This is a genomic window from Collinsella sp. LCP19S3_C9 (assembly GCF_052121575.1).
Taxonomy (GTDB): Bacteria; Actinomycetota; Coriobacteriia; order Coriobacteriales; family Coriobacteriaceae; genus Collinsella.
Map to the genome: position 1 here is coordinate 1 of NZ_JBQKDZ010000003.1, position 18,408 is coordinate 18,408.

At 59.6% G+C, this 18,408-nt stretch carries 14 protein-coding genes, 4 tRNA genes and 1 pseudogene; 17 read left to right on the top strand and 2 right to left on the bottom strand.

The window, feature by feature from the left end:
- Positions 1 to 129: 129 nt before the first annotated feature.
- Positions 130 to 303, top strand: coding sequence for a hypothetical protein (locus tag ACTQXI_RS01945; RefSeq protein WP_441548217.1), 174 nt, complete (start codon positions 130 to 132; stop codon positions 301 to 303).
- 944 nt (positions 304 to 1,247) lie between these two features.
- Complete coding sequence (locus tag ACTQXI_RS01950; protein ID WP_441548218.1) at positions 1,248 to 2,336, top strand: hypothetical protein; 1,089 nt, start codon at positions 1,248 to 1,250, stop codon at positions 2,334 to 2,336.
- A 144-nt stretch (positions 2,337 to 2,480) separates the two neighbouring features.
- Here ACTQXI_RS01950 and tet(W) read toward each other — a convergent pair whose 3' ends face one another.
- Positions 2,481 to 4,400: a tetracycline resistance ribosomal protection protein Tet(W) gene (gene tet(W), locus ACTQXI_RS01955; protein WP_441548219.1), complete on the bottom strand. Its 1,920-nt coding sequence runs from the start codon at positions 4,398 to 4,400 to the stop codon at positions 2,481 to 2,483.
- A gap of 887 nt (positions 4,401 to 5,287) precedes the next feature.
- Here tet(W) and ACTQXI_RS01960 point away from each other — a divergent pair.
- The 4 genes and pseudogenes from ACTQXI_RS01960 to ACTQXI_RS01975 all read left to right on the top strand — a co-directional run.
- Positions 5,288 to 5,500: pseudogene (locus ACTQXI_RS01960) on the top strand (DUF3825 domain-containing protein); the annotation flags it as partial.
- A 139-nt stretch (positions 5,501 to 5,639) separates the two neighbouring features.
- Positions 5,640 to 5,714, top strand: a tRNA-Val gene (locus tag ACTQXI_RS01965).
- Between the two features lie 382 nt (positions 5,715 to 6,096).
- The gene (locus tag ACTQXI_RS01970) at positions 6,097 to 7,254 is read left to right on the top strand and encodes a hypothetical protein (RefSeq protein WP_441548220.1); all 1,158 of its coding nucleotides are present in this window, start codon (positions 6,097 to 6,099) and stop codon (positions 7,252 to 7,254) included.
- 524 nt (positions 7,255 to 7,778) lie between these two features.
- Positions 7,779 to 7,851: transfer RNA gene (locus ACTQXI_RS01975), tRNA-Ala, on the top strand.
- Positions 7,852 to 8,059: 208 nt separating this feature from the next.
- Here ACTQXI_RS01975 and ACTQXI_RS01980 read toward each other — a convergent pair.
- A tRNA-Ile gene (locus ACTQXI_RS01980) sits at positions 8,060 to 8,135 on the bottom strand.
- Between the two features lie 689 nt (positions 8,136 to 8,824).
- Here ACTQXI_RS01980 and ACTQXI_RS01985 point away from each other — a divergent pair.
- From ACTQXI_RS01985 to ACTQXI_RS02035, 11 genes are all read left to right on the top strand, one after another.
- Positions 8,825 to 8,897, top strand: a tRNA-Ala gene (locus ACTQXI_RS01985).
- A gap of 75 nt (positions 8,898 to 8,972) precedes the next feature.
- On the top strand, positions 8,973 to 11,006 hold the full coding sequence (locus ACTQXI_RS01990) for an ABC-F family ATP-binding cassette domain-containing protein (protein WP_441548221.1): 2,034 nt from the start codon (positions 8,973 to 8,975) through the stop codon (positions 11,004 to 11,006).
- Positions 10,993 to 11,289 (top strand): hypothetical protein, encoded by a 297-nt coding sequence (locus tag ACTQXI_RS01995; RefSeq protein WP_441548222.1) that lies wholly within the window; start codon positions 10,993 to 10,995, stop codon positions 11,287 to 11,289. The genes ACTQXI_RS01990 and ACTQXI_RS01995 overlap by 14 nt, the downstream gene beginning before the upstream one ends.
- Positions 11,290 to 11,298: 9 nt before the next feature.
- Positions 11,299 to 11,982, top strand: a complete 684-nt coding sequence (locus ACTQXI_RS02000) for a site-2 protease family protein (protein ID WP_441548223.1) — start codon at positions 11,299 to 11,301, stop codon at positions 11,980 to 11,982.
- A gap of 84 nt (positions 11,983 to 12,066) precedes the next feature.
- On the top strand, positions 12,067 to 12,876 hold the full coding sequence (locus ACTQXI_RS02005; protein ID WP_441537368.1) for a segregation and condensation protein A: 810 nt from the start codon (positions 12,067 to 12,069) through the stop codon (positions 12,874 to 12,876).
- 11 nt (positions 12,877 to 12,887) lie between these two features.
- On the top strand, positions 12,888 to 13,616 hold the full coding sequence (scpB, locus tag ACTQXI_RS02010) for an SMC-Scp complex subunit ScpB (RefSeq protein ID WP_441048424.1): 729 nt from the start codon (positions 12,888 to 12,890) through the stop codon (positions 13,614 to 13,616).
- Positions 13,603 to 14,568, top strand: a complete 966-nt coding sequence (locus tag ACTQXI_RS02015; RefSeq protein WP_441048423.1) for a pseudouridine synthase — start codon at positions 13,603 to 13,605, stop codon at positions 14,566 to 14,568. The genes scpB and ACTQXI_RS02015 overlap by 14 nt, the downstream gene beginning before the upstream one ends.
- 66 nt (positions 14,569 to 14,634) lie before the next feature.
- Positions 14,635 to 15,321, top strand: a complete 687-nt coding sequence (gene cmk, locus ACTQXI_RS02020) for a (d)CMP kinase (RefSeq protein ID WP_441548224.1) — start codon at positions 14,635 to 14,637, stop codon at positions 15,319 to 15,321.
- Between the two features lie 3 nt (positions 15,322 to 15,324).
- The gene (locus ACTQXI_RS02025) at positions 15,325 to 16,053 is read left to right on the top strand and encodes a lysophospholipid acyltransferase family protein (protein ID WP_441063574.1); all 729 of its coding nucleotides are present in this window, start codon (positions 15,325 to 15,327) and stop codon (positions 16,051 to 16,053) included.
- Between the two features lie 2 nt (positions 16,054 to 16,055).
- Entirely contained in the window at positions 16,056 to 16,955 is a 900-nt protein-coding gene (locus ACTQXI_RS02030) for a 4-hydroxy-3-methylbut-2-enyl diphosphate reductase (RefSeq protein WP_441548225.1), read from the top strand.
- A gap of 2 nt (positions 16,956 to 16,957) precedes the next feature.
- Positions 16,958 to 18,400 carry a DUF512 domain-containing protein gene (locus ACTQXI_RS02035; protein ID WP_441548226.1) on the top strand — a complete coding sequence of 481 codons (1,443 nt, stop codon included), beginning with the start codon at positions 16,958 to 16,960 and terminating at the stop codon, positions 18,398 to 18,400.
- The last annotated feature ends 8 nt before the right edge of the window (positions 18,401 to 18,408 follow it).

The following is an 18,408-nucleotide window of genomic DNA, read 5'->3' on the forward strand; positions in this document are numbered from 1 at the left end:
GCAACGGTAGGCCTAGCTGGTCGGCATGCCTTTGCCTTTTCTGAAATTTTTCGTTTCCGTAGATGAAAAGAATGGGTGCCGCACTAGCAACAATCAGATTGCCCTAAACAGAAGGCAAAGGGCGTGCCCGTGGTAGTCTACGAGCCCACGTTGGACGCGCCGGAGTTCTTCGGCTCCGAGGTCACGCACGACCTGGAGGCCTTCAAGGCCGGCTGCGACGTGATCGTGGCCAACCGCTGGAGCGACGAGCTCGCGGACGTGGCGGACAAGGTGTATACGAGGGATCTGTTTAAGAGGGATTAGGGGAGAGGATTCTCAACCGCGATTTTAGCCTTATCTATGAGTCGCATTGTCAAGAAAGAGGTCATATCGGCTAACGCCGATATGACCTCTTTTGGTATAAGACTGATTCCTTTTGCAGCTGGTGAGCGATGCGTTGTATATAGCACGTTAAGCAACGAACTCCATTTTCCCTGCATTTAGCCTTGAGCATCAAGAACGGGACATCGCCCGTGCTGCAATCGACTGCGTCGGGCCTCTTGATCCAGTCCGACAGACTTCCGACGTCGTGGCTCAGCCAATGCGTCACCCAACTCCGCGTGGGCCATCCCAGACATTTTGAAAAGCTCCATGCTTGCATTGGTGACGACAAGGTTGAAGTGCTTATATGGTTTTTCCAAATGGGATTCCACATTTTAATGCAGGAGTGTTTGTAAAGAATGTTCGTTATGCAAACCAAGCTGAATGGCGTATCGCCGTTAATAGGAATGAACGCTCATATGTGCCTCTAATTCTTAAGCTTGGCGATCTAACTGATATCGCTCATTTAACTAGGAGAACGGAGCTTGCTGAAGATTTGCAACGGGTGCGCGGTTGTTCGGTTCCCTATTTGACTCGGGGGTGCTTTGGAACGAAGACTTCTCAAGAACTATCTCAGGGTCTCTTTGAGTTGGGAAATGAGGAGGTCTTTATTACGCTGACGATTGGATAGCGCACAATAAGCGAGGATAGAGGTAATGGACTGGTGACCGCTCTTTGTTAAATAGACGCTAGGGGGTCGCCCCTACACCAACATTTTCGGCACGAATGCCTTTCACCGACTGGCAAAACGATTTACGCCTAATTTTGGGAGCCGATCACAGGTTTCCTTCTTCGCCCGATATCTGATCTCGCTACACTAATAACTGCTGCTACCAGGTCGTTTTCTGGTACAGCTTCCGTTGGCTCTTGCGAAGATCGGAGCGGTTATGTTTGCTGCCGCGTTCCACACCAGCCGTCGCTACATCCTGTTTACTGTCATGGCCTGCCTATGCGTTTTGCTGGGCGGGCCTTCTTATGCCGCGGGCGCGGAGAGCCTGTTCATTGCGGGCGCCACGTACTACGAGCCGGGCGTTTCGGGCCCCGGGTGGGCCTGGGCCGATGCCGACCATCTGGATCTTAACGGCTACACGGGCGAGGCCATCGGCGCGGACGACGACCTGGTGGTGACGCTGACCGGGCAGAACACTGTTGTCGAGACGAGCGCGCTCGACGTGGACATCTCGCGTTGCGGCATGGAGGTGTGGGGCAATCTGACGCTCCTCGGCACCGGGTCGCTGACGGCCACGGGCTCGCAGTGCGGGATCTACGTGTCGGGGACGCTCGCGGTGGACGGCTGCAAGGTCGACGCGCGGGCCGACGGCGGCGGCATCGCGGATGCGCAGGTGGCCGGCGTGTTCGCGGACAGTCTTGCCGTTCGCGGCGATGGGCGCGTTGTCGCCGCGGGCGCGGGCTCCGGGGCGGGCGTGCTCGCCTATGGCGTGTGTCTGCTGGGCGGGGCTCCTGTCGGCGGCGCGGCTGGGCAGCTTGCCGTCGATGCGTCCTGGCTGGATGCTTCGGGCGCCGAAGGCGGCGTCGCCTGCCTGGGCGGGTCGCTTGCATCCGCGCGCTTTGTGGCGCCTGCGGGCGGGGCCTTTGGCGCAGGCGGTGTCGTGGATGCCGACGGGTACGTGGCAGCGCATGTGACGATCGAGCCCGTGGATACCACGGCGCCGGCGGGGGAGACCGGTGGGCCCGATGCGCCGGGCGATGGCCCGTCCGCCCCTGGCACCGACCCCGCTAACGGCAAGCCAGCTGCGGATCCCTCGGCAAACCCCACACAAAAGCCCGCAGCCGCGACTAAGGCGGTGACCACGCCCACAGTGACCGACACCACGGCCGCCAAGGCCTCTAGGCCCAAGGCCACCACCGCGACGACCGTCTCGCTCCCCAAGGCCGGTGATAACTGCTGGATCGCCGCATCCCTAACGCTAATCTTTCTCGGCATAGCGCTCCTATGTGCCGCGATTCGCTGCTAAGGCGCTCGATTTCCGGAAGCGAAGAGAAAATCGAACCGTCAAGCCCAAACCGATCCCTAGCAACATATCCGTGGCTAGATATAGTCCAGGCCGATGTTACCCTCCATAACTTCTGATTGTTGCCGTCTTGACGATTATGTATCTTTACATTACCTTCTGAAACATATGGCGCACCTTGTCCAGGCGGCTGTTTGGACGGCGGGGCTGGATGACCGGCTGACCGACAGCGGCCTGATATCCTTTCAGTTCTGTAAGGCATACGCTCTGCCCGTTGGTGTAAAAGGCCAGATCAGTACGGTATGCCTGTATACAGCGGGCGGGAATCTCGCCAGTAATGACAACTTCATCCTTTTTTACCTGGGCCGTTTCGATGGTGGCACAGTATTTCGGTGCATCATGATAAGCCCTGGAAAGGTATTCCTGGGGCGCATAGAGGATGAAGGAGAGATAAGGTTCCAGCAGCTGCGTCCCCGATTCCTTCAATGCCTGTTCCAATACAATCGGGGCCAATGAGCGGAAGTCCGCCGGCGTGCTGACCGGACTGTAATAAAGCCCGTATTCAAAGCAAATCTTACAGTCCGTTACGTTCCAGCCGAACAAGCCCTGCTCCAGCCCGTAACGGATACCATCCCTGACAGCGTTTTGAAAACTCTGGTTCAAGTATCCCAGCGAAACCCGGCTCTCGTATTGTACACCGGAGCCAAGCGGGAGTGGTGTAACAGACAGTCCGATGGATGCCCAAAACGGGTTGGGCGGCACCTCGATATGGATGGTGTGGCTGGCTGCTTTGAGCGGCCGCTCCATATAAATGACGGTGGGTTCCTTTACCACTGTTTCAAGCTTGTATTTTTCCGACAGCAAAGCGGAAACAACCTCCAACTGCACCCGGCCCAAAAAAGAAAGAATGATCTCATGGGTGATGGAATCCACCTCGCAGCGCAAAAGCGGGTCAGTATCCGCAAGTTGCGTAAGAGCGTCCAGCAGCCGTTCTCTTTGCGCTGCCGTTTTCGGCGCAATCGACGTCCGCAGCATGGGGAGGGGAACATCACTCCACATTTCACGAGGAAGTTGGGTTTTGTCCCCCAATATATCGTTTAATCTCAAGCTGTCGCTGGGAAGGATGACAATTTCGCCCTTGTGGGCGGTGTCTGTCCGAACAATCTCCCCTTTGGATGGAATACGCATCTCTGTGATTTTCAGCTTTTCTCTCCCGGCCAGAGCCACCGTATCCCGCAGGCGCAGCGTTCCGCTGTATAGCCGCAAATAGATGAGCCGCTGGCCACAATCTGTATACTCCACCTTGAAAACGCTGCCGCATAGGGCGTCGCTCCCCTGTTCCCCAATCGGTTGGAACAGCCCTGTCACCGCATCCATCAACGGTTGAATGCCAAGGCCCTTTTTGGCGCTGCCATGATAGACCGGGAACAGGGAGGCGTCTTGAACCCGCCGCTGTTCCTCCTGCGCAAGTTCTTCCCGGCTGATTGGTTCTCCTGCGATATACTTTTCCAATAATTCATCGTTATTTTCGATGACCGCATCCCATGCTTCTATGTCGGTATTTTCCTCCAGGACTATTTCCGGGGACAGCGACACCGTCTGCTTGATGATAATATCGGCGGAGAGCTTATCCCGAACAGACTGATACACGCCCTGCAAATCAACGCCAGCCTGGTCGATCTTATTGATAAAGATAACGGTGGGAATGTCCATTTTCCGCAGGGCATGGAACAGAATACGGGTCTGGGCCTGCACACCATCTTTAGCGGAGATCACCAAGATGGCCCCATCTAAAACAGCCAAAGAGCGGTACACCTCCGCCAAAAAATCCATGTGGCCGGGCGTATCCACAATGTTGACTTTACATCTGTGCCACTGGAAGGAAGTGACTGCCGCTTGAATGGTAATCCCACGCTGCCGCTCCAAAAGCATGGTGTCCGTCCTCGTTGTCCCTTTTTCGACGCTCCCCGGTTCTGAAATGGCTCCACTGGCATATAGCAGGCTCTCCGTCAAGGTCGTCTTTCCAGCGTCTACATGGGCAAGAATTCCAATATTGATTATTTTCATGTGATTGTCCTCCCTTTACAGCCCCAAAGGGCATAAAAATCCCCAGCAGTAAAATACTTTTACCGCTGGGGATGATAATTTGCGGACATACACATATACAGCATACACCTGTTTGTGAGTGCTGTTTTTGGGGATATGTCAAAATTGATAAGGCAAAAGTATTCTTAAATTGGGTATAAAAAACTAAGCCCCTACAAAAGGAGCTATCATAATCCTTTGTTCCCACTATTTGATTATAGTTTTATTTAAGAATACCTTGCCGCATATTTTTTACTCCTTTTCTGGATTAAATCATTGTATCACATCAGTTTTTATCACATCAGTTTTAGGAAAGCAAGTACCTAAAAGAAATTTTTCTTCCCCTTATATGTAACAATCATACCGGCTTCCTAGCGTTCAGAATGTTTTCTGCTGTCTGCTGTGGTGTTTGGTTGGAATTGTCCAACCAAAAGCCGATCCGTGGTGTTGTCTGCATTTTACTAAATACAAATTCAATGTATACAGAAAGAAATATATAAGGAGTGGGAGGGATTCCGCCGTAGTCGGCATTGTAGGAAAATCCAAAAGTTTAGATTTTCTCAAAATGCTTATCTTTTGGTCTTTGGTTCGGAATAGTGTAGTGCTGGCGGTCTATCTATTGTTTTCGGTTGCTTGCTTCTTTACCGTACATGAGCATTGTTGCAGGAATTATCCTGAAAGCATGCCCTAGCACCCTGTGCAGCAATGCCTACGACTTCGCGTTTTGCCCCGAGCCCTGCTACGACCGCTTGGCCGACCTTGCCGACCCCGAGGACTGGGGCCCAGCAACCGCAGCCTCAAAACTACCTGTCGTTTTCTTTTAGCCGCGCGGTGTTCCTGACCGAGCGCGACGCGGACCAGACCGCGCCGCAGCTAGCTATACGCTCGCGGTACCTCAGTTTTACGGCGGCCAGATCCAGCTGCTCCTGCCGCTGTGCCTGACCGGCGACAAGCCCGAGATGGCGCTGACCATCCAGCGCGAGGACGGCTTTTACGCCGCGCGCACCTGCCTCAGACTCGACATGGCTTACAACAACGCGCGACTTATCTGCCGCCCCGAGACCTTGTGGATCAAGCGATAAAGGGTGGTTTAGCTGCGGGTTTGTCGGTTGCTTTGGTTGCTTTGGCATGACTGGCGCCCACGAATTTAAAATCGAGGGCAAAAAAGTTCTTGGTAAACCACGTTCGGCTATGATAGTATCTCTTTTGCCGAAAGGCGACGGGCGATTGGCTCAGGGGTAGAGCATATCCTTCACACGGATGGGGTCACAAGTTCGAATCTTGTATCGCCCACCATCAAAAGCACAGGTCAGAGGTGTTAAGCCTCTGGCCTTTTTCTTTTTGACACCAAGGATGACACCAAAACTGACACCAAAAATAAATCTTACTCGTCTAAGGCATCATTTTTGTCGCGCCCTTTTTGCTGATGCTATTGCATGTTTTGTATAAAACGCATGCGTACATTCATTGAATTCCCCATGTGATCCGCGCGCAAATGTGGAGACAGAGACCACACGCCCAGGGCTCCTTCCAGCGGATTTCTATCACACGAGGGATTTTCGGCAGAACTCGTCAAGCTATTGGTTTGCTTCCGGTACTTACCCTCATGATGGCCCAGTAGATAATCGGCCATGCCCGTGATCCGCACGGCCCGCGGCCGAAACCAGGGGAGGCGCAAATGGACGAAATCGTCTGCGCAAACACCGCATTCCGCTACTGGCGCTGCCCGCCGCAGGTGCGCGATCTCTACCCGCGCCTGCCCAACTCCGAAGACGGCTGGCGAGCTCTATCCCAAGCCCCTTTCGTAACCGACGTCCTCAAGACCCCGATTATCGCTGTAGCTTCGCCAGGTTGTTGTAATCACCACTCGGGATTGCGCTCCACTATTCGCTGGGAAGGGGCATCGGAAGCCAGCGCAACAATCGACACTCATTTAGGCTTTAGTGTCACCAATCCGCTTAACACGTTATTTACTATGACACGCTTTGTTTCCCAAATAGATCTCGTACTGGCTATGTACGAACTTTGCGGCTGGTTTTCTGTTTTCGAGCCAACCCCCGCTGCCGAAATGCAGCTAAAAATGGCGGTAGAGGAGAATCGCAATTCCAGCACGCAGGATCTGTTCGAACTTGGAGAAGGCGAAGACGAGGTTCCTTGGAAACGAGTTTATGCCCACGCAACCGTTAAGGTCCCAGATAATGAAGGCCAAACGAACAAGCGTGAGGATGGAAGAGAGGTTACGAAACTCAAAGGTACTTCTCTTTGGATGAGAAAGCCGCTTATCGAACTGAGCGACCTGCATCGATTCGCCGATAAGGTCAAAAGTCAAATGTGGGGAAAGCAGTTTTATGATGCCGCTCAACAGGTTATCGGCATTGCTGCATCTCCACTCGAGGTCGCGGGAGTCCTGCTCCTAAGTCGTTCTCGACGTCTTGGTGGTTCAGGTTTCAGATACGTGTACCTCAACGATTTAACCCCTCTATCCGAGGCAGCCCAAAGCATCGCAGGTCAAAAGGTCTGCTACGGCGACATCGTGATTGTAAACCCAATGCTAATGAAGGCAGTAATTATCGAGATTCAAGGTGAAGTCATCCATGGATCAGGCGCGGTACTTGACCACGATGCGGAACGTATGACTGCGCTCCAGAGCATGGGTTTCGACGTGTTCCTGGTAACCCACGATATGCTTAACGACAAAAAGCAGCTAGACACCATAGTCAAAAGCGTCTGCAGTCGTTTGGGGATTCGATATAAAGCCAAATCCGAGGCGATGAAGCGCGCCGAGACGCGACTGCGAGCAAATGTTTTGTGCAACTGGTTGGAAATCGCGAATTAGCCGGCAACGAGATACTAGAACAACCTTGTTTGCCTGCCAGTAAATTAGTGCCATTTCAAAACCATGCCGGATTACGGGGCTGGACCCGGACCGGCCGTCCATACCCTGCATCTCACGAAATTCGCAAGTCGTCTACCTGCGGTTTTGATTTTACCGATTACGGCATGCCCGAGGGTTCCCGGCCTGGCCCCGTAAACCGGCATGGTTTTGAGATCGCCGGGTGGGCGGGGGCGCGATTGGTCCCGATAATGGGCCTGGTGCCGGCAGGATGGCCGTTGGGCGGATGGCGGCCCGCGCCGCGGAAGCGAAAAAACGGCGGCCGGCGGGACTCGAGATATCCCAAGGGCGCCGGAGAGGGGGGGGCGGCCACGCCGCCGCCCGCGGGGCGCGCCCCGCGGGCCCGATCCGGCCCGCGGGCCACTCGCTCCCGAGCCCGTACCGCATCCCCGGCCCCGCCGCCGAAAGATTTTTCCGAGATTGTCCTTGCATCGGCGGGGGAGTTCCCGTATAGTACTTCTTCGCACGGGGGCGTAGCTCAGCTGGGAGAGCGCTTGACTGGCAGTCAAGAGGTCAGGGGTTCGATTCCCCTCGTCTCCACCCGAGCATTGAATGAGGCTCCAACGCAAGTTGGGGCCTTTTTTCATATCAATCGTCTTACAGTTTGTCTTTACTTAGTGGCTGTTGAAGTAAATCCATCCTAAATTGCAAATATGAATGAAATTAACGCCCTACGCCATTGCAGGCCAAAATAAGGCGTCAACGCAATGTAAAGAGGCCAGGCGTGTTGCCCGGCCTCGAAATACTCTGGTGGGCCCTCCGGGATTCGAACCCAGAACCCAGGGATTATGAGTCCCCTGCGCTAACCGTTGCGCCAAGAGCCCTTATGTACTGTGATAATAATTTCAACAATGGAAATTCATTTCCCATCGGGTTAAATCACGATTTGAAATACTACCATGCACAAGCATGTCGCACAACGCACGATCAAGCCATGTTTTTAACACCCGGTATTCCCTGACAATCAAGATGCATCACAAGACATATCACTGGATGGGAATTGTTCAAGCCATTATCCCAAGACTGCAAATAGAGTTAACCATCGGCGAACTGGTGCCATTTCAAAACCATTCCGGATTACGGGGCTGGACCCGGACCGGCCGTCCATACCCTGCATCTCACGAAATTCGCAAGTCGTCTACCTGCGGTTTTGATTTTACCGATTACGGCATGCCCGAGGGTTCCCGGCCTGGCCCCGTAAACCGGCATGGTTTTGAGATCGCCGGGTGGGCGGGGGCGCGATTGGACCCGATAATGGGCCTGGTTGCGGCAGGATGGCCGTTGGGCGGGTGGCGGCCCGCGCCGCGGAAGCGAAAAAACGGCGGTCGGCGGGACTCGAGATGTCCCAAGGGCGCCGGAGAGGGGGCGGCGGCAACGCCCCCGCGGGCCGGATCGGGCGTCGCGGGCCCCTCGCTCACGAGCCCGTCCCGCATCCCCGGCCCCGCCGCCGAAAGATTTTTCCGAAATTGTCCTTGCATCGGCGGGGGAGTTCCCGTATAGTACTTCTTCGCACGGGGGCGTAGCTCAGCTGGGAGAGCGCTTGACTGGCAGTCAAGAGGTCAGGGGTTCGATCCCCCTCGTCTCCACCCGAACATTGAATGAGGCTCCAACGCAAGTTGGGGCCTTTTTTCATATAGGCACACAAGGTCAAAGGCGGCACCATGATCCTCCTGGTCGACAAGATCGAAAAAAGCTTCGGCGCGCGCGTCCTCTTTAGCGGCGCGTCCTTCCAGATCAACCCCGGCGAACGCTTTGCGCTCGTGGGACCCAACGGCGCCGGCAAAACCACCATGCTCAAAATCATCATGGGTATCGACAGCCCCGACGCCGGCCAGGTCCAGTACTCCAAGGACTGTCAGGTGGGCTACCTCGAGCAGGAAACCAACCTGGAGCACAAGGATACGACCATCCTCGCCGAGGTCATGGCCGCCGCCAAGGAAATCCGACGCATGGGCGAGCGCGCCAACGAGCTGCAGGCCCAGATCACCGAGCTCTCTGAGCAGGGCAAGGACGTCGACGCGCTCCTTAACGAGTACGGCCAGGTCCAGGACCGCTTTGAGCACTTGGGCGGCTACGAGCTCGAGAGCAATGCCCGTAAGATCCTGTCCGGTCTGGGCTTTAAGGTCACCGACTTTGAGCGCCCGTGTTCCGAGTTCTCGGGCGGCTGGCAGATGCGCATCGCGCTGGCCAAGCTCTTCCTGCGCCATCCCGACCTGCTGCTTCTGGACGAGCCCACCAACCACCTGGACCTCGAAAGCGTCCAGTGGTTGCGCGGCTTTATCGCCAACTACGACGGCGCCGTGCTCATCGTCAGCCACGACCGCGCCTTTATGGACGCCTGCGTCGACCACGTCGCCGCGCTCGAGAACCGCCGCGTGACCACCTACACCGGCAACTACAGCAGCTACCTCAAGCAGCGCGAGGACAACCTGGAGCAGATGCGCGCCAAGCGTGCCGCCCAGGAGCGCGACATCGCCCACATGCAGGTTTTCGTCGACAAGTTCCGCTACAAGCCCACCAAAGCCGCCCAGGCGCAGGAGCGCATCCGCAAGATCGAGCAGATCAAAAAGGAGCTCGTCATCCTGCCCGAGGGCCACAAGCACATCGACTTTAAGTTCCCCGACCCGCCGCGCTCCGGCGACATGGTCGTGGGTCTGGAGGGCGTGTCCAAGTCCTACGGCAACAAGCACATCTATAGCGATATCGACCTCAAACTCTACCGCGGCGAGCACGTGGCGCTCGTCGGCCCTAACGGCGCCGGCAAGTCCACCCTCATGAAGATCATCGCCGGCCTGGAGCCGCCCACTACCGGCACGCGCGACCTGGGTACCAACGTGGGCGTTGCCTATTACGCCCAGCACGCGCTCGAAGGCATGACCGAGTCCAACACCGTCCTGCAAGAAATCGACACCGTCACGCCCAAGTGGACCGTGCCGCAGCAGCGCAGCCTACTGGGCGCCTTCCTGTTTAGTGACAACGATTCTATCGAAAAGCAGGTCCGCGTTCTTTCCGGCGGCGAAAAGGCGCGTCTGGCCCTGGCTAAGATGCTCGTGGCCCCCGAGGCGCTTCTGTGCCTGGACGAGCCCACTAACCACCTGGACATCGACTCGGTGGACATGCTCGAGAACGCCCTGCAAAACTTCCCCGGCACCATCGTGCTGATCAGTCACGACGAGCACCTGGTGCGAGCCGTGGCCAACCGCGTGATCGATATCCGCGATGGCAAGGTCACGGTCTATGACGGCGACTACGACTACTACCTCTACAAGCGCGAGGATCTCGCGGCCCGCGCCGCCGCCGAGGCGTCCACGGAGAGCACACCTTCCGCGGCCAAGCTCACCAAAGCCAGCGCCGCCCAGGCCAATACCCCCGCTGCGGCCCCCAAGCCGGCCGAGGGCAAAAAGACCAAGGAGCAAAAGCGTGCCGAGGCCCAGGCCCGCGCCGCGCTCAACAAAAAGCTCAAGGGCGTGCGCAACCAGCTCAAGAAGATCGAGGCCGAGCTCGACAAAAAGCGCGCCCGCTATGACGAGCTTATGGAATTGATGGCAAGCGAAGAGCTTTATGCCGATCAGGATAAGTTCAACGCCGCCCTGGGGGAATATAACGGGCTTAAGCAAGAGCTGCCCAAGCTCGAGGACGAATGGCTCGAGCTTTCCACCCAGATCGAAGAGGAGACCGCGCGTGAACTCTCGTAAGGCCGCTGCCGTGGCGATGAGCATCATCGCCATCGCGTGCCGCATCTGCGGCATCTTTATGAGCGCGATGACTGTGCTGCTGTGCTTTAGCGGCCTCACCGCCAAGCTGCAGATCGTGGGCTTTGTCGTTGAGCTTTCGCGCGCGCTGCCGAGCGCCATCGCCGGCTACGGCGTCATCACATCGCCCTTTGGCGGTGTGTTCCGCCTGGATTACGCCATCGTGGCCCTCATCCTGTTTGTGGCCGACTACCTGCTCACGCGCGCCTCGCGCCGCGTCCGCTAGGGGAGTGCCATGTCCAGTAGCTACCTCATGAACCTGCTTGCCAGCGCCGTCGCCGTCATCGTGGGCATCGTCATCCACGAGAGCGCGCACGCCGCCGCGGCCTGGGCGCTCGGCGACAAGACGGCCCGTTCGCGCGGCCGCGTCTCGCTCAACCCGCTCAACCATATCGACCCGTTTGGCACCATCATCCTGCCGCTGCTCATGCTCGCGGCCGGTGGCCCGGTGTTCGCCTTCGCCAAGCCCGTGCCCGTCTACCTCAACAACCTCAAGCACCCCAAGCGCGACGAGGTCTTGGTGAGCGCGGCCGGTCCCGCATCGAACATCGCACTGGCGTGCCTTGCGGCCGCCATCATGCACGCAGCATACGGCAACCTCTACACCAGCATGTCCTTTGCCGTAGCGTCCCAAATCATGAACTTTGGCGCCACCTTTATCGTGGTCAACCTGTCGCTCGCGTTTTTTAACCTCATCCCGATCCCGCCGCTCGACGGCTCGTCGATCATCGTGCCGTTTCTCAAAGGCAAGGCACTCGCCAACTACTACCAACTGCAGCAGTACGCCATGCCGATCCTTATCATCGTGCTGTACCTGCTGCCTATGTGGACCGGCATCGATGTGATCGGCCGGTATTTCGACGTTACCGTGTATCCGCTGGCGGAGCAGCTGCTCAACTTCGCAATCGCCGGCATCTAGGGTAAACTTACAGGTCGACCGTGCAAAACGGTCGCAACATGCACCCAAACCGCGCCGCGAAGGCGCCGTCAAAGGAGGTCGAAGATGTCGTATCGCGTGTCGACGCAGGTCTACAGCGGACCGTTCGACCTGCTGCTGCAGTTGGTAACCCGCCAAAAAGTTGATATCGGCGCCATCTCTATCAGCGAGGTGGCCGAGCAGTACCTGGCCGAGGTCGAGCGTATTGAGGCGCTGGACCTGGACGTGGCGAGCGACTTTCTGCTGGTGGCGGCAACCCTTTTGGACATCAAGGCCGCCTCGCTGGTGCCCCAGGAGGCCCCGCACAAAGCCGACGACGATGACGAGATTGACGAAGACCTCGAGGAACTCAGCGCACTCGACGGCGACGCCCTGCGCGAGGTCCTGATCCAGCGCCTGATCGCCTACAAGCAGTTTAAGGGCGCGGCGGCGGCCCTTGGCGCGCGCATGCAGGCCGAAAGCCGCATGCATCCGCGCGTGGCCGGCCCCGACCCCGAGTTCTTGGGCCTTATGCCCGACTACCTGGCCGGTATCACGCTGCGCGGCCTCGCCGTCATCTGCGCCGACCTGGACGGCAAGCGCCAGACCTTCCTGCTGGAGGCCGAGCACGTGGCGCCGCATCGCGTGCCGCTCGACCTGACGGTGGCCTCGGTCGACCGCTTTACCATGGCGCACCAAACTTGCACCTTCCGCGAGCTGCTGGATGGCGACGCCACCACCGAGCAGCTCGTCGTCACCTTCCTGGCCATGCTCGAACTCGCCAAGCGAGGCTCGCTCACCCTGAGCCAGGACGAGATCTTTGGAACCATCCGCATCAACCGCGTCGAGGGCGCCGAGGCATACGTGCCCGGCGAGGGCCCCGAGCTCACCGAATAGGAGCGGCAACCATGTCAACCTTTTCTACGCTAGAGGCAAACAGCCTCAAAGGCGCCTTGGAGGCGCTCCTGCTGGTTTCGAGCGATCCCGTCAGTGCGCCCGCGCTGGCAGATGCGCTGGATATCGCCCCGGGCGAGTGCGCGTCGCTTTTGGCCGAGCTCAAAGTTGAGTACGAGGAGGCCAACCGCGGCTTTCAGCTGCGCGAGGTCGCCGGCGGCTGGCGCCTGTTTACGCATCCCGCCTACCACGATGTGGTCGAAGCTTATGTGCTGAGCTGGGATACGCAAAAACTGTCGCAGGCGGCACTCGAGACCCTGGCCGTCATCGCCTACCACCAGCCCGTTACGCGCGAGGTGGTCAAGGGCATCCGCGGCGTCAACTCCGACGGCGTCATCGCGTCGCTCGTTGACAAGGGTCTGGTGCGCGAGCTCGGTCGCGACCCCCAGCGCGGTCAGGCCATCATTTACGGCACGACCAACGCCTTTTTGGAGAAGTTTGGTCTGCGCTCCACCCGCGACCTGCCCGATCTGGAGCAGTTTGCCCCCGACGAGCAGTCGCGCCAGTTTATCCGCGAGCGCCTGAGCGGCCGCAGCATTCAGTCTACGCTCGAGGAGCAGGTCGAGGACCTAGACGAAGAGCGCGAGCTGCTGGATACCGATGTTGAGGATTTCGAGGCAGTCGGTGGCGAGGAAACACTTGCCACCGACGACGCTGCGGAGGATACGCATGACGAGGACTAGCGAGGCAGGGGAGACGCGTACCGCTGGCGCCACGGGCGCGCCCGCGATCGACCCCCAGCCCGTCTACCCGCACACCATGCGCCTGCAGCGCTTTTTGGCGCGCGCGGGCGTGGCGAGCCGCCGCGGCTCGGAGGACCTGATGACCGCCGGCCGCGTGACTGTCAACGGCCAGGTCGCGACCGAACTGGGCACCAAGGTCGATGTGGACCGCGACCATATCGAGGTTGACGGCATGCCCGTCAAGCTCAACCAGGGCGCCGTGTACCTGATGCTCTACAAGCCGACCGGCTACCTCACCACCATGAGCGATCCGCAGGAGCGCCCCTGCGTGGCCGACCTTGTCCCGCGCGACCGCTTTCCGGGCCTGTTCCCGGTGGGTCGCCTGGACCGCGACACCACGGGCCTTTTGCTCTTTACCACCGACGGCGACCTGTCGCAGGACCTGCTGCACCCCAGCAAGCACGTCTACAAGACCTACCAGGCGCTCGTGGACGGCCATCTGACCGATCGCGACTTGGAACCGCTGCGCCGCGGCATCGAGCTCGACGACGGCCTGTGCCAGCCGGCGATCTGCCGCGTCATTACCGCGCGCGAGGCCGAGGCCGTGGCTCCGCAGGGTGTGAAGCCTGGCACCACCGCCGTGGAGGTCATCATCCGCGAGGGGCGTAAGAACCAGGTCAAGCGCATGTTGAGCAAGATCCACCACCCGGTGATCCGCCTGCACCGCTGCAACTTTGCCGGCCTGGAGCTCAAGGACGTGGCCAAGGGCTCGTGGCGCGAGCTCACCGACCGCGAGGTACAGATCCTCAAGGCCGGCGGCATCCCGCCCAAGCAGGCAGGCGCCAAGCGCGGCGCTGCGCCGGCGACCAACACCGCGAGCCGCACGCGTCACCACGGCAGCCACGGCTCCGCGCCCAAGCGCAACACCTACCGCGAGCGCTACACGGGCTAGCCAGTCCGCCAAGCCACAGCGCCCGCGTCCCATACCAGCACGTCAACCACCGAAAGGAAGCATTGCATGATCGTCGCCATCGACGGCCCCGCCGGATCCGGCAAGTCCACCATCGCCAAGGAGATTGCCCGCCAGCTGGGCTTTAACAAGCTCGACACGGGCGCCATGTATCGCGCCGTCACCTTCGCCGCGCTCGACCGCGGCATCGATCTGGACGACGAGGCTGCCATCGATGCCCTCGCCGAGCAGATCGAGATTCGCTTTACCAACGGCACCGGCGAGGACACGCGCCTGACCATCGACGGTGCGGACGCCTCGGCTGCCATTCGCACCCCGCAGGTGGACGCCAACGTCTCCAAGGTCTCGGCCTACCCGGGCGTACGCGCCGCCATGCTCATCCATCAGCGCCGCGCCGCCGAGGACCGCGATATCGTGGCCGAGGGCCGCGACATCGGCACCGTCGTGTTCCCCAACGCGCAGGTCAAGGTCTTTCTGACCGCCGATCCGCGCGAGCGCGCCCGTCGCCGCGTGCTGCAGCGCCACCAAAACGATGCCCAGCCGCTCACCGAAGAGCAGCTCGAGGCCGAGGTCGACGAGACCCTCGACGCCCTCAAGCAGCGCGACAAGCTCGACAGCAGCCGCGAGGTCGCGCCGCTCGTGCCCGCCGAGGACGCCGTGCATGTCGACTCCACCGCACATACCATCGACGAGGTCGTCTCGATAATCGAGGACCTCATCAACCAAAGGAGGTAGCTCATGCGCCTGTTTAAGCAGACGCCCGAGGATTACTACAACGCGCCTTATGCCGAGTTCCCCGTGCTCATCCGCGGCACCGTCTTCGTGGTCATGGGCATCCTGTGGGTCTTCTCCAAGCTCATGTGGCGCTGGAAGGTAGAGGACAGCGACCTGCTGTTTGAGCGTCAGGAAGGCCGCGGCAGCGTGGTCATCTGCAACCACACCTCGATGGCCGAGCTCCTGGCTGTAGAGACGGCGCTATTCTTTGGCGGCCGCCGCATTCGCCCCATTTTTAAGTCCGAGTTTGCCAAGAGCAGGATCGTGCGCTGGGCCTTTAGCCGCGTGGGCGGCATTCCCGTCGAGCGCGGCACCGCCGACATGAAGTGCCTGCGCGCCGCCCAGCATGCACTGCAGCGCGGCGAGGACGTCCTGATCTTCCCCGAGGGCACGCGCATCCGCTCGCGCGAGATCAAGCCCGAGGTCCACGGCGGCTTTGCGCTCATTGCCCAGATGGGCAAGGCACCCGTCAACCCGCTCGCCATCTGCGGCTGGTCCGATATCACGCCTGCGGGCAAAAAGCTTATGCGCCCCAAAAAGTGCTGGATCCGTGCAGGCAAGGCCATCTCGCTATCCGATGCACCGGCCGAGCTCAAGCGCAAGGAACGCCTGGCATGGTTTGAGTCCGAGGCCATGAGCCGTGTCTACGCCATGCGCGACGACCTGTGTGCCGAGCACCCCGGCAGGTTCTAGCCATGGGCGAGATCGTCATGAATACCGCCGCGACTGCGTCCGGCAAGGCAGACGCCCCCACCATCGAAATCGCAGCGCATGCCGGCACCTGCTACGGCGTGCAGCGCGCACTCGATATGGCCCTGGCCGCCGCGCCGCAGGCAGGGGAGAGCGCTCAGGTCCACACGCTGGGTCCGCTCATCCATAACCCCATCGTGGTGCGCGAGCTCGCCGAGGCAGGCGTTGATCTGGCAGACACCTTGGACGACGCCGCATCGGGCACCGTGGTCATTCGCGCGCACGGCGTGGTGCCGCAGGTAATCGAGGCTGCTCGCGAACGCGGCCTTACCGTGGTCGATGCCACCTGCCCCTACGTCAAGAAGGTCCATGTGGCGGCCGAGCGCCTGGTGCGCGAGGGCTACCGTGTGATCGTCGTGGGCGAGCCGGGCCACCCCGAGGTTGAGGGCATCCTGGGCCACGCCGGCGATGACGCGCAGGTCGTGAGTTGCGCCGCCGATGCGGACGCGCTGCCGCTCAAGGGCAAGGTGGGCCTGGTTGTGCAGACCACCCAAACCGCGCAGAACTTGGCCGAGGTAGTGGCCTCCATCACCCCGCGCGTGCAGGAGCTGCGTGTGATCAACACCATCTGCGCTGCCACGAGCGAGCGCCAGCAGGCGGCCGCAGCCCTTGCCAACCGCTGCGACTGCATGGTCGTCGTGGGCGGCAAAAATTCGGGCAATACGCGCCGCCTGGCACAGATTTGTGCCGATGTCTGCGAGCACACCCATCACATCGAGGAAGCATCCGAGCTTGAGGCCGCATGGTTTGCCAACGCGCGCCGCATCGGCATCACCGCCGGAGCCTCAACTCCGCAAGAACACATCGAACGCGCCGTTGCGCGCATCAAGGAGCTTTGTCGCTAATCATGGACCAGACCGTACCCGCATACGCCGCCGAGGTGGCCGATTACGGGCGCAGCCGCGACCCCGAGCCGGGTGAGGGCGCGCTCGTAAAGAATGTGCGTCCCGAATCGCCCGCATGGGATGTGGGTATCGAGCCGGGCATGCGCGTGCTCACGGTCAACGGCGAGCAGCTGACCGATATGATCGTGTGGCTCTGGGAGGCCGACGAGGACACCGTCGACCTAGAGGTTCTCGACCCGCGCGACGGCACCGTCACCCCCGTGAAGCTTGACCGCTTTCCCGGCGAGGACTGGGGCCTTGAGTTCGACGGCCCCATCTTCGACGGCATGCGTACCTGTGTGAACGCCTGCGTATTCTGCTTTATGACCATGCTGCCCAAGGGCGGCCGCTCCACGCTCTATATTCGCGATGACGACTACCGCTTGAGCTTTTTACAGGGCAACTTTGTCACGCTCACGAACCTTTCCGACGAGGACGTGCAAAACGTTATCCAACGCAACATGAGCCCCATGAACGTGTCGGTCCATGCCGTAAGCCCCGACGTCCGCCGACGCATGATGGGTCGCAACGCCCAGCGCGGCATGGACGTGCTCGAGACCATCATGGCCGCCGGCATCGAGATTCACGCGCAGATCGTTTTGTGCCCCGGCATGAACGACGGCGAGGAGCTGCAAAAGACCCTACGCTTTTGCGAGGAACACGAGCAGATCACGAGCCTGGGCATTGTGCCGCTCGGTTTTACCAAGCACCAGAGGCGCTTTACCTGGTCATACAGCGACAAACCTGAGCTCGCGCGCGAAACCATTGCCATGATCCGTCCCTTCCAGGATCGTGCCTACAAGCGCTTTGGCCGCCACACCTTCCAGATGAGCGACGAGTTCTATCTGGACGCCGGCATCGAGCCACCCCAGGCCGATTTTTACGACGGCTACCCGCAGTATTACGACGGCATCGGTATGATCCGCTCGTATCTGGACGAGACCGACGACGTGCTTGCCGCCGACGCCGAGCGTCTGGCCCGCGTCCGCGCTGGCATCGCCGGGCGCAACCAGCGCCTCCTGTGCCTCTCCGGCGCCAGCGCGCGCGACACCGTGGCGCGCTTTGTGGAGTCGCCACGGGGCCTTGCCGGCACCGTCACCGCTATCGAAAACCGTTACTTTGGCGGCAATGTGGACGTGACCGGCCTCATCGTCGCCTGCGACATTCTGGAGCAGCTGCCGCAGGACCTCTCGGGGGTTATGCTCTTTGTGCCTAAGCTCATGTTCAACGCTGACGGCATGACGCTTGACGAGTATCATCGTGACGATTTACTCGCAAGCCTTGAAGCTCGCGGCGCCGAGGTTCATGTGGTATCGACCATGCCGCATGAGCTGCTCGATACCCTGGAGCATATCCTTGGCATTGTACCCGCAGGCTCTAACATTTCCACTGACCCTACCCATTAAAGGAGTGC